The organism is Aggregatibacter actinomycetemcomitans (genome assembly GCF_023518055.1).
Classification (GTDB): domain Bacteria; phylum Pseudomonadota; class Gammaproteobacteria; order Enterobacterales; family Pasteurellaceae; genus Aggregatibacter; species Aggregatibacter actinomycetemcomitans.
In genome coordinates this window covers 1,293,484-1,305,564 of the sequence record NZ_CP085096.1, presented here as the reverse complement: position 1 = coordinate 1,305,564, position 12,081 = coordinate 1,293,484, and the positions used below count along the sequence as shown (strand labels likewise).

The window sequence follows — 12,081 nt, the reverse complement described above, 5'->3', positions numbered from 1 at the left end:
CATCGGCACTCACTACTGTAGAGGACGATCGTTGAGCTTGAGTCAGAGCTTGTCGAGCTTCTGGCTATCAAAACATTGGGCCTGTTCCACTGGGACATGAAATAGCAATGTAATACCTAAGGGTGGTTGAAAAATAATCACCCTATAACTTAGGGGGACATATAAAAGCAAAAACGGCACTTTTCATAAAGCACCGTTGTATGCTAAACACATAAGCGCGGTTGTTTCACATTATTTTTTTACGGAATAATAACCCGCCATAGAACTGTAAACCGCATTTTCGGCCTGAATTACGTTATATTTGGCTTGTAAAATAGAGAGTTGGGAATTTTTTTCGGTATTTGCAGCGGTTAACCATTCACGTAATTCGGATACACCTGCATTATACCGGTTGCGGTAGTACTGCGTAATACGCTGATTGTAAATGTAGGTTTTTTGGGCATTAGTAAAGCGTTTTTTGGCTTGTGTAAATGAGAAATAATTAGTATCCACATCATTTAATGCGACAGTGATACTTTTTTCATAATTCAAACGCGCTGTTTCATAATCTGCTTCGGAAATTTTTACATTCCATTTAACCGTATTCCAGTTTAAGAACGGCAGACTAATACCTAATGCACCTCCACCGATAAGTGTATTTGTTGCGCTATTCAATTTTTTACCGCTCGAATTTAAGCTACCGCCTAAGGTAATTTCCGGGAACCAGCTTTTTTCAGTCGCTTTGACATTTTTAAATGCACTACTTAAGCGTGCTTGATAGCCTTTTATATCAGGACGATTGGCGATGACGGAAACCGGTACGTTCAAATTTACACCTACGGATTTAACTTTCAAAATATGCGGGAAGGTAATTTTTAATGTTTCGTCCGGTTTTAAGTTAAGTAAATTGCGGAGTGTTTGTTCTGCAGTTTTACGATTGAGTTGATAAGTGATTAAATTATTACGTGCCGTTAACACTGCCTGTTGTGCTTGATCTACACTGATGCTATCTGCTACACCCTGTGCCAGGCGGTTGCGCATGATATTACTAATATCGGTGTAATATTTAATACTTTCCTTTGTCGTGCTAATGGCATCGTTTAAATAGGCGATTTGGTAATAGGTGGTAACCACAGAATTAATTAAGGAAAGCTTAGTGGATTCCATATCCTGGACCGTAGCTTTATGTGCCCATTCTGCCGCGTCTGCGGTATCTGCTAAGCGGAACCATAAATCTAAGGTATAGCTGACATTTAAAGAACCTGTATGGCTGATCGTTGAGTTGCCGCCGGTTTTTATATTCTTTTGTGCTGTGGAGCGGGTGGAACCGCTGAATGCAGGAACTAAATTCGCACCGGCAAGGTTCGCACTATAAAGGGCGCGATTAACGGAAATTGTGGCTTTAGCTAAATCTTTATTATTCAATAGGGCTTTTTCGACCACACGATTTAACTGGGCATCTTTATAAAGCTTCCACCAATCATTCTTAATATTGTATTGTTTGGTGATTTCTTCATATTGTTTGTAGTTCTTAAGGCTGGCCCGATAAGAATCGCCAATATTGGCACAGCCCGTGAGGGTTGTTGCCACCACTATAGTTAAGGTTAATTTTTTTATTGTGAACATTGTTTTTTCCCTTTTTTATAAAAGTGCGGTCAAAAATTATAGAGAATTCTAACCCCTCTTTTGTATTTTACAAAATTTATTCTTGCGCCAACGCTGTAATCGGATTTAATTCTGCTGCTTTCTTTGCCGGCATATAGCCGAATAACACGCCGATTAGGGTGGAGAATAATACGGCGGTAACAATGGATGCAGTGGAAAAATCCATGCTGAAATCCGTTATAAAGCTATTAAACAACACGCCGATGAGGACAGATAACAAAATTCCGGCCACGCCACCGATTAAACAAATTAACACCGCTTCAATTAAAAACTGCTGCAAAATATTAATCTGACGGGCGCCGATTGCCATGCGTACACCAATTTCTTTTGTGCGTTCCGTCACTGACACTAACATAATGTTCATCACGCCGATACCGCCTACAATTAAGGAAATAAAAGCAATAGAAGAGATGAGTAATTTCATCGTGCCGGTAGTATTTTCAATGGTCTGCTTAATAGTGTCACTGTTCATGATAAAAAAGTCTTTTTTGCCATGCAGAGATTTCAATAATTCCGTTAGGCTTTTCTCCGCCACGGTAGAATTTACGTCATCACTAATTTTTACTGTGATGGAACCAATTCGACTGCCACCGGTAATTTTATTTAATACAGTACTATAAGGAGAATATAGATTTAACGAATTACCGGGAAATCCGCCCAGCTGTTGATCTGACACCACGCCAATGACACGAAATGGTCGCTTATTAAAAATCACCGTTTTGCCAAGGGGATTTTCGTTGGCAAAAATGGCTTTTTTTGCACTTTCGTCCAGCACGACCACCTGGTTGCTTTGATCCACATCGTCCTCGGTTAATAAACGGCCCTGTTTTAACTTCAAGCCTTCTACATCAAAATATTGTTCACCGATACCATATAAATTGGCGGATGTGAAGGATTTGTTACCGACCACTAAAATGCCGCTGGAAGAGGTATTTGGAGTAACGCTTTGAATATAACTTTGTTTCGATAACGTATTGGCATCGCTGATTTTTAGGTTTTGAATGTGCCGTGAACGACGGTCACCGAAACCATTACCGTTAAAAATCGTCATTGTGTTTGTGCCGATACCGCGAATATTTTCCAAAATCTTTTGTTGTGAACCATTTCCTAACGCCACCACGGAAACGACGGAAGTGATCCCGATGATAATTCCCAGCATGGTCAGCAATGAGCGCATTTTGTGCGCTACAATGGCACTGACGGACATACGGAAGGCTTCCATAAGTTGATCTTTGCTGAAACCGAAACGACCTTTAAAAACACTTGGATTTTTAACCGCACTTTTTACCTGACGTTTTTGCGTATCACTGATAATTTCACCATCTTTGATTTCAATGATCCGATTGGCACTGGCAGCAATGTGCTTGTCGTGGGTCACCATAATAATGGTGTGGCCTTCCTCGTGCAGTTGACGGAGGATTTCCATCACATTTTCACCGCTGTGCGAATCCAGCGCACCTGTGGGTTCGTCGGCAAGGATAATTTCTCCGCCGTTCATCAATGCACGGGCAATACTCACTCTCTGTTGTTGACCGCCTGAAAGCTGGTTCGGCTTGTTTTGCCATTTATCGCCCAATCCCAGTTTTTCCAATAATTGTTTGGCACGTTCCAAGCGTTGGCTTTGTGGCATTCCCGCATAAATTGCAGGTAAGGCGACGTTTTCTGCGGCGGTTAAGCTGCTTAATAGGTTATAGCGTTGGAAAATAAAACCGAATTTTTGGCTGCGTAAATCGGAAAGCTGATCGTTGGTTAATTCAATGGTTTCTTTTCCATCAATTTTGTATGAACCACCGGTTGCCGTGTCCAAACAACCAATGATATTCATCAGTGTGGATTTGCCTGAACCAGATTGTCCCATAATGGCGACAAAATCACCTCTTTCGATGGAAAGGGAAATGTCTTTTAAAACATGAACGCGGTTTTCACCTTCGCCAAAATAACGGTTGAGCTGCTTGATTTCAATTATATTCATCGTCGAAACCCACCGCACTTTAGAAGATAATCGGGGCATCAGGATCGCCGAAGGTTTCACCGGCAGCAACTTGTGAAATCACTACTTTTTCGCCTTCCGTTAAACCGGATTTGACTTCCGTTTGGAAATCATTTTGCACGCCGATTTCGATTTCCCGTTCTTGTGTTGTATTGCCGTTTAGTACATTGACTACATATTTGTCTTGCTGCTTTTGCACTGCCAAATTCGGAATAAACAACACATTTTGCACATCGGCAATTTTAATGTTATTTTCCGTGGTCATACCAATACGCAAAACATGTTCGGGATTTTCAACGATAATGTTGGCGTAATAATATACTGCGCTGCTGCTTGAACCGGAGGAGGAACTGGAACCTGAGCTTGAACTGTTTGAGCTTGAATTGTCGCTGATGGTGGTTGTTGCCGGGTCTACGGAATCAATTTTGGCGTGATAAACGGTTTTATTGTCGGATAAAATAGTGAAGGTCACATCTTGCCCCGCTTTGACTTTGGTAATGTCGCCTTCGGAAATTTCCGGCTTAATGCGCATTTTGCTTAAATCCGCCACTTTAATGATAGTCGGCGTGGTCTGATTGGAGTTTACCGTTTGCCCTTCGGATACCGGTGTGGAAATGACCGTGCCGTCAATCGGGGAGGTGATTTTGGTGTAGCCCACGTTGGTTTCGGCGGTGTTCACTTCAATTTCCGCCTGTTTAATATTTTCCTGTACCACGTCCATTTCCGCTTTGGCATTATTCAAGGTGGCTTTAGCAGTATTTAATGTGTCCAATGAAGTGGCTTTTTGCCCGTATAATTTGGACAAGCGATTGTAATTGGAAAGTGCCACATCGTAAGCGGTTTTGCGTGCAACTAATTGGGCTTGATAACTCGCCAAGGCGGCTTTGCGGGTGTTTAACGTATTAATTTGGGTGGTGGAATCAATCTCGGCAATTAAATCGCCTTTTTTCACCTGTTGTCCCAGTTTGACATAAAGTTTGGTGACTTTCCCTGACACCTGCGCGCCCACATCAACAGTATTGATACTTTCGATGGAACCGGTAGCAACCACGTTCTTTTCAATATTGCCGCGTTTGACCTCTTCCGTTAAGTAAGTGGTTTGTGCGCCGGAATCGCGTACAAAAAAATAACCGCCGGTAATCACAGCAGCTGCAATAGCAGTAATAATAAGAGGTTTTTTCTTCATCTTTTTCTCTCATAAGTCCACAATGAATCGCCACACTATACAACAAAACTTAAGAAATTATTAAAATTTTTAGCGTGTTGCCATTATTCTCCCAATGATACTCAATTAAAAATAAGGGTAGTTTGCACATTTATTTCAACAATAAGCCGCATTCCTCGCTTTTTATGCTGAAGCGTGTAGAATAGTGCGGTTATTTTTTTATGCGTTTTAATGAGAAAACTATGAGCACAGAAACTGTATTAGAAACGGCGGAAAATAGCCGTCCGCACAATTTTATTACTCAAATTATTAATGAAGATTTAAAAAGCGGTAAACACAATAACGTTTATACGCGTTTCCCGCCTGAACCAAACGGTTATTTACACATCGGTCATGCTAAATCCATTTGCTTGAATTTTGGTATTGCAAAAGATTACCAAGGGCTATGTAATTTGCGTTTTGACGACACCAACCCGGTGAAAGAAGATGTGGAATATGTGGATTCTATTAAAGCTGATGTAGAATGGTTAGGTTTCCATTGGGCGGGCGAAGTGCATTATGCGTCCGATTATTTTGACGCGCTTTATGGTTATGCCATTGAGCTTATCAAAAAAGGTTTGGCGTATGTGGATGAACTTTCGCCGGAAGAAATGCGCGAATATCGCGGCACCTTAACCGAACCGGGTAAAAACAGCCCATATCGTGATCGCAGCGTGGAAGAAAACCTGGCTTTATTTGAAAAAATGAAAAACGGCGAATTTGCCGAAGGTAAAGCGAGCTTGCGGGCAAAAATTGATATGGCGTCGCCGTTTATGGTGATGCGCGATCCGGTGCTTTATCGCATAAAATTCGCCAGCCATCACCAAACAGGCGACAAATGGTGCATTTATCCGATGTACGATTTCACTCATTGTATTTCCGATGCTATTGAGCGTATCACGCACTCCTTATGTACCCTTGAATTCCAAGATAACCGTCGTTTGTATGATTGGGTGTTGGAAAATATCAGCATTGAACGCCCGCTGCCGCACCAATATGAATTTTCCCGTTTAAATTTAGAAGGCACCTTAACCTCTAAACGCAAACTCTTAAAATTGGTGAATGATGAAATCGTGGACGGCTGGAACGATCCGCGTATGCCAACCATTTCAGGCTTGCGCCGTCGTGGTTATACACCGGCGTCCATTCGTGAATTTTGCCGTCGTATTGGCGTGACTAAACAAGATAACGTGGTGGAATACAGTGCATTAGAAGCCTGCATTCGTGATGATTTAAACCAAAATGCACCACGCGCCATGGCGGTGATCGATCCGGTGAAAGTGGTGATTGAAAACTTTGACGGTGAAGAAATATTGACTGCGCCAAATCACCCGAATCGTCCAGAACTAGGAGAACGCCAATTACCGTTCACAAAAGAAATCTATATTGATTGTGCCGATTTCCGCGAAGAAGCGAATAAACAATATAAACGCTTAGTGCTGGGCAAGGAAGTGCGTTTGCGCAATGCTTATGTGATCAAAGCGAAACGCGTAGAAAAAGATGTGAACGGTGAAATTACCACGATTTACTGCACTTATGATCCGGAAACCTTGGGTAAAAATCCGGCAGATGGTCGCAAAGTAAAAGGCGTGATTCACTGGGTGTCTGCGGTGCATAATCACCCGGCAGAGTTCCGTTTATACGATCGTTTATTCACCGTGCCGAATCCGGGCGCGGAAGAAGATATCGAAAGCGTATTAAACCCAACTTCTTTAGTGGTGAAACAGGGTTTTGTGGAGCAAAGCCTTGGCAACGCGGAAGCGGAGAAGGGCTATCAATTCGAACGTGAAGGTTATTTCTGTGCCGACAGCAAAGACAGCCGCTCCGAACATTTGGTATTCAACCTGACAGTGAGTTTGAAAGAAGGATTTTAAACTCAATCGCATAAAGTGCGGTCGTTTTTCACGATGAATTTTGACCGCACTTTTCTTTATCATTTTTCGCTATGCAATTAGAACCCGATTTTTGGCTACACAAAACCTTACTTGACATGAACGATGCCGAGTGGGAGGCGTTATGTGACGGGTGTGGGAAATGTTGCTATCGTAAATATATTGACGGCTATGGCAAATATGAACATTTGTATTACACGCGCATTGCCTGCAATCTGTTGGAGTTGGAAACGGGAAAGTGCGGTCAATATTCACGGCGTTTTGAATTGGAAGAAGACTGCACCAAGCTCACCAAAGAAAACTTGTCGGATTTCGATTGGTTACCCGCCACCTGTGCTTATCGTTTATTACATGAAGGAAAACCGTTGCCCTCATGGCATCCGCTTATCAGCGGCGATCCCGATAGCGTGAAAAAAGCCGATATTTTGATTAAATACGGCATTCATGAACGGGATGTTATTGATTGGTTCGATTTTATTCTTGATTGAGATCACTAATTTGCACTAAAAGTGTTGTTTTTGTGTTAACCTCTACTACAATACTTAATAATTGTTATTTTTCTTGTCGTATGTTGTTGTAGGTTTTATATGCAAATTCCAGACTCCATCAAGCAATCCACAGAAAAATTAGAACTTGCTTTAGCTCATTATGATAGTGGCAGGCATTTAATTTATGCCAGTACGCAAACGTTATCGTATTTTATCAAATTACCACAGCCGCCTAATAAATCAGAGTGTTCTAAAGGGGAATTTGATGATGTGATTACGATGTTTAATAATGACATGATCTATTATGATTTGACCCGTTTATCTCTTCCTTCTTGTTCATTACATTACCAACTCTTTGATGAACAGGGCAATAAGTGTGCAGAACACTCCCTTTTCGATTTTCCATCTATTCAACTTTCTCAGCAGCCTTTCAGATACTACCAATTAAGGCATTTGATGCATTTAAAAAAGCATAGGGCGGGGCATTGTTGTATTAATGTCTTGGACATCTTCGAATACCAAGATCAGCAGGCGGAAGAAAATACTGTCGGTTGGCGTAAGAAATTAAGCAAATCATTCGATCTTATTTTCAATGATGAATACATTGCTTCGTTTTTCTGTTTAATCAAGCACGCAACGCTTAGCGAGGATTCATTATGACTCAATTAGTAGCGCAATCAGTTATCAATCAATTTTTTGACGGCACACATGGTGATCCGTTTTCCGTATTGGGTATGCACGAAACCGAAAAGGGTATTGAAATTCGTGCGTTGTTGCCGGATGCAAGTCGTGTTTTGGTCATTGAAAAAGAAAATCAGGAAACGTTGTGTGAATTAACCCATTTAGATGACAGAGGCTTTTTTGCCGGCGTGGTGCCGGATACGCGGAATTTCTTTGCTTATCAACTACAGGTGTATTGGGGTAAAGAGTCACAAATTATTGAAGACCCGTACCGTTATCACCCGATGATTAATGATTTGGATGAATGGTTGTTGGCGGAAGGTTCGTTTTTACGTCCGTATGAAGTATTAGGCGCGCATTTCATTGAATGTGACGGTGTCTCAGGCGTGAATTTCCGTTTGTGGGCGCCAAATGCCAAACGGGTTTCTGTGGTAGGCGATTTTAACTATTGGGACGGTCGTCGCCATCCAATGCGCTTACACCCGGCAAGCGGCGTGTGGGAATTGTTCCTGCCGAAAGTCTCTTTGGGGCAACTGTATAAATTTGAATTAATCGATTGCCATGGCAACCTCCGCTTAAAAGCCGACCCTTATGCCTTCAGTTCTCAGTTACGTCCCGATACCGCGTCACAAATCAGTCCGTTGCCGAGTGTCGTGCCGATGACGGAAGCCCGTCGTAAAGCTAACCAATGGGATCAGCCGATTTCCATTTATGAGGTGCATTTAGGCTCTTGGCGACGTAACTTGGAAAACAATTTCTGGCTGGATTACGATCAAATCGCCGACGAATTGATTCCTTACGTGCAGGAAATGGGCTTCACCCATATTGAATTTTTACCGTTGTCCGAGTTTCCGTTTGACGGTTCTTGGGGTTATCAACCGCTTGGCTTGTATTCGCCGACCAGCCGTTTTGGTACGCCGGAAGGCTTTAAACGCTTGGTAGAGCGGGCGCATGATGCCGGTATTAATGTGATTCTCGACTGGGTGCCGGGGCATTTCCCGAGCGATACCCACGGTTTGGTGGCATTTGGCGGTACGGCATTGTATGAGCACGCCGATCCGCGCGAAGGCTATCACCAAGATTGGAATACGCTGATTTACAACTACGGACGCAACGAAGTTAAGAATTTCTTATCCAGTAATGCGTTGTATTGGCTTGAACGCTTCGGTATCGACGGCATTCGGGTCGATGCGGTGGCGTCTATGATTTATCGTGATTACAGTCGCGCCGAAGGGCAGTGGATTCCGAATCAATACGGCGGGCGGGAAAACTTAGAAGCCATTGAATTTTTGAAACATACCAACTGGAAAATCCATAGCGAAGTACCGGGTTCTATCGCCATTGCGGAAGAATCCACCGCCTTTACCGGCGTGACCCATCCGAGCGAACAGGGCGGTTTAGGTTTTAATTTCAAGTGGAACATGGGTTGGATGAACGACACCTTATCCTACATGGAAAAAGACCCCGTTTATCGCCAATATCACCACAACCAAATGACTTTCGGCATGATGTATCAATACAGCGAAAACTTCGTGTTGCCGCTTTCTCATGACGAAGTGGTGCATGGCAAATGTTCTCTTATCGGCAAAATGCCGGGCGATGCGTGGCAAAAATTTGCCAATTTGCGTGCCTATTATGGCTATATGTGGGGTTATCCGGGCAAAAAATTGCTATTTATGGGCAATGAATTCGCCCAAGGTCGCGAATGGAATTACCGTGAAAGTCTGGATTGGTTCCTGCTAGATGAAGGCATCGGCGGTCAATGGCATATCGGCGTACAACAGCTGGTGAAAGATCTCAATAAAATTTACCGCGAAAACGCACCGCTCTTTGAGCTGGATTCCGATCCGCAGGGCTTTGATTGGTTGGTGGCAGATGACGCACAAAATTCCGTTTTCGCTTTTGAACGCCGCAGCCGTGATGGCGGACGTATTCTTGTAATCAGCAACTTCACGCCGGTGCCGCGTCATGATTATCGTCTCGGTGTGAATGTTGCCGGCGAATATCACGAAATTTTAAATACCGACTCCGCCTATTACGCCGGTTCAAATGTGGGTAATTTAGGCGCTGTACACAGCGAAGACATCGCCAGCCATAATCGGGCGAACTCCATTTCCGTCTCTATTCCGCCATTGGCAACCATTTATTTGAAATATCAGGGTAAAGCATGATTGCAGTAAAAAATAACGGTAAACCTTATCCTTTCGGCTACAGCCGATACGAAGAAAGCGACGAACAGATCACGAACTTCGCCCTGTATTCTTCGGCGGCGCAACAGGTGGAACTTTGTCTGTTTGAAGAGGAGCGGGAATCCCGTTTCAACATGGTTAATTCCGACAACGTGTGGCATTTGGCGTTAAGCGGGGTGGCAAACGGAACCCAATATGGCTTCAGAATCACATCAAAAAATGACCGCACTTTGACGGCAAATCCGCAGAAATTGATGCTGGACCCTTATGCCAAGGCCGTGGTGGGCAAACCGGGTTTAAGCTCGCCTGAAACGCAAGCGTGGTTTTTGTTGAGCGACGAGCGGGATAACGCCCGCTATGCACCGAAAGCGGTGGTGGTTGATCGTGCATTTGACTGGCAGAGTGACAAAGCGCCGAATACGCCCTGGACCGAAACCATTGTGTATGAGTTGAGTGTGAAAGGTTTTACCAAATTACAAACGGAATTACCAGAGACAATACGCGGCACCTATGCCGGTTTGGCACATGCGCAAACGATTGCGTATTTGAAAAAGTTAGGTATAACGGCAGTCGAGTTGTTGCCCGTAAATTACGCGATAAGCGAACCGCACTTACAACAAAGAGGGTTATCCAATTATTGGGGTTACAACCCGTTAGCCATGTTTGCCGTGGAACCGAAATATTGCTCGCAAGCCAATATGGCGAACCCGTTAAATGAATTTAAACACATGGTGAAAGCCTTGCATGAGGCAGGCATTGAAGTGATTTTAGACGTGGTGTTCAACCATACGGCGGAATCGGAAAAATACTTCCCAACCTTTAGTCAACGTGGCATTGATGACGAAACCTATTATTGGCAAACCCCGCAAGACGAATATTTAAACTGGACCGGTTGCGGCAATATGCTGAATTTGTCCAATCACATTACCCGTCGCTGGGTAGTGGATTGCCTGCGTTATTGGGTGGAAGAATGCCATGTAGACGGTTTCCGTTTCGATTTGGCGACTGCGTTAGGGCGCGAAACACCGGATTTTAATCACCATGCGGCGTTGTTTAACGACATTGCGCAAACGTCGAGTTTGCAGCGGGTGAAATTAATCAGTGAACCTTGGGACATCGGACATTATGGCTATCAATTAGGCAATTTTCCCCATTATTTCGCTGAATGGAACGACCGTTTTCGTGATGATATGTGCCGTTTCTGGTTGTGGAAAAGTGGGGAAGTGGGCGCCTTTGCCGAACGTCTGGCGGGCTCCGGCGACATTTTTAAACAGGAACGGCGCCTGCCGCATACGTCGCTGAATTTTATTACCGCTCATGATGGCTTCACCTTGCGCGATTTAACCAGTTATAACCAAAAACACAATGAAGCCAATGGCGAAGAAAACCGTGACGGGCGCAATGAAAATTACAGTTATAACCATGGCTTTGAAGGCAGCGAATTGGATTTAACCGATCCGCACCAAAGTGCGGTAGAAAATCAGCGAGTTTTAACGGCAGGCAGTTTGCTCATGAGCTTATTGCTTTCCAACGGCACGCCGATGCTGTTGGCGGGCGACGAGTTCGGCAACAGTCAATTCGGCAATAACAATGCCTATTGTCAGGATAACGAAATCACCTGGTTAAAATGGCAGTCATTTAATCAGGATTTATTTAACCTAACCAGCCAAACGATCGCGTTACGAAAAAAAATTGCAAGTTTACTGAGTGATCATTGGTGGTCACAAGAAAATGTGTCTTGGCTTAATGCTCATGGGGAACTGATGAGCCTTGATGATTGGCACAATCGAGAAAATAAAACGCTACAAGTAGTATTAGATGAGCAATGGATTTTCTTAATCAATGCCAAAGCGGAAAAACAACATTTTACATTGCCTATGCAAGCGGTAAGTCAATGGAAACATGTATGCGGGACAACACACTTAACGTTGCACGAAAATCAGGTGGAAGTCGATGGGGTGGCATTTTGTGTGTTGCGGAAATATTAACCACA

General features: G+C 43.5%; 8 protein-coding genes. 5 read left to right on the top strand and 3 right to left on the bottom strand.

From position 1 onward, the window contains the following. Nucleotides 1-231: 231 nt before the first annotated feature. The 3 genes from tdeA to LIN98_RS06580 form a co-directional block, all read right to left on the bottom strand. A complete protein-coding gene (gene tdeA / locus LIN98_RS06590) occupies nucleotides 232-1,605 on the bottom strand; it encodes a toxin/drug exporter TdeA (RefSeq protein WP_005545419.1) in 1,374 nt (457 codons plus the stop codon). A 76-nt stretch (nucleotides 1,606-1,681) separates the two neighbouring features. After that, nucleotides 1,682-3,616, bottom strand: coding sequence for a MacB family efflux pump subunit (locus LIN98_RS06585; RefSeq protein WP_005545422.1), 1,935 nt, complete (start codon nucleotides 3,614-3,616; stop codon nucleotides 1,682-1,684). Between the two features lie 19 nt (nucleotides 3,617-3,635). Beyond that, nucleotides 3,636-4,820 (bottom strand): efflux RND transporter periplasmic adaptor subunit, encoded by a 1,185-nt coding sequence (locus LIN98_RS06580; RefSeq protein ID WP_005545424.1) that lies wholly within the window; start codon nucleotides 4,818-4,820, stop codon nucleotides 3,636-3,638. 200 nt (nucleotides 4,821-5,020) lie between these two features. Here LIN98_RS06580 and glnS point away from each other — a divergent pair, with 200 nt between their 5' ends. From glnS to glgX, 5 genes are all read left to right on the top strand, one after another. Continuing rightward, on the top strand, nucleotides 5,021-6,712 hold the full coding sequence (gene glnS, locus LIN98_RS06575) for a glutamine--tRNA ligase (protein WP_014167782.1): 1,692 nt from the start codon (nucleotides 5,021-5,023) through the stop codon (nucleotides 6,710-6,712). Between the two features lie 71 nt (nucleotides 6,713-6,783). Beyond that, complete coding sequence (locus LIN98_RS06570) at nucleotides 6,784-7,218, top strand: YcgN family cysteine cluster protein (protein ID WP_005545427.1); 435 nt, start codon at nucleotides 6,784-6,786, stop codon at nucleotides 7,216-7,218. A 99-nt stretch (nucleotides 7,219-7,317) separates the two neighbouring features. Continuing rightward, nucleotides 7,318-7,878 carry a hypothetical protein gene (locus LIN98_RS06565; RefSeq protein ID WP_005545429.1) on the top strand — a complete coding sequence of 187 codons (561 nt, stop codon included), beginning with the start codon at nucleotides 7,318-7,320 and terminating at the stop codon, nucleotides 7,876-7,878. Further along, nucleotides 7,875-10,070 carry a 1,4-alpha-glucan branching protein GlgB gene (gene glgB / locus LIN98_RS06560; protein WP_005569481.1) on the top strand — a complete coding sequence of 732 codons (2,196 nt, stop codon included), beginning with the start codon at nucleotides 7,875-7,877 and terminating at the stop codon, nucleotides 10,068-10,070. The genes LIN98_RS06565 and glgB overlap by 4 nt, the downstream gene beginning before the upstream one ends. Further along, nucleotides 10,067-12,076 (top strand): glycogen debranching protein GlgX, encoded by a 2,010-nt coding sequence (gene glgX, locus LIN98_RS06555; protein ID WP_014167783.1) that lies wholly within the window; start codon nucleotides 10,067-10,069, stop codon nucleotides 12,074-12,076. Before glgB ends, glgX begins: the two co-directional genes overlap by 4 nt. Nucleotides 12,077-12,081: the final 5 nt, after the last annotated feature.

Coding starts and splice junctions, on each gene's coding strand:
- LIN98_RS06570 (WP_005545427.1), top strand. CDS start 6,784: ATGCAATTAGAACCCGATTTTTGGCTACACAAAACCTTACTTGACATG.
- tdeA (WP_005545419.1), bottom strand. CDS start 1,605: ATGTTCACAATAAAAAAATTAACCTTAACTATAGTGGTGGCAACAACC.
- glgB (WP_005569481.1), top strand. CDS start 7,875: ATGACTCAATTAGTAGCGCAATCAGTTATCAATCAATTTTTTGACGGC.
- LIN98_RS06580 (WP_005545424.1), bottom strand. CDS start 4,820: ATGAAGAAAAAACCTCTTATTATTACTGCTATTGCAGCTGCTGTGATT.
- glnS (WP_014167782.1), top strand. CDS start 5,021: ATGCGTTTTAATGAGAAAACTATGAGCACAGAAACTGTATTAGAAACG.
- LIN98_RS06585 (WP_005545422.1), bottom strand. CDS start 3,616: ATGAATATAATTGAAATCAAGCAGCTCAACCGTTATTTTGGCGAAGGT.
- LIN98_RS06565 (WP_005545429.1), top strand. CDS start 7,318: ATGCAAATTCCAGACTCCATCAAGCAATCCACAGAAAAATTAGAACTT.
- glgX (WP_014167783.1), top strand. CDS start 10,067: ATGATTGCAGTAAAAAATAACGGTAAACCTTATCCTTTCGGCTACAGC.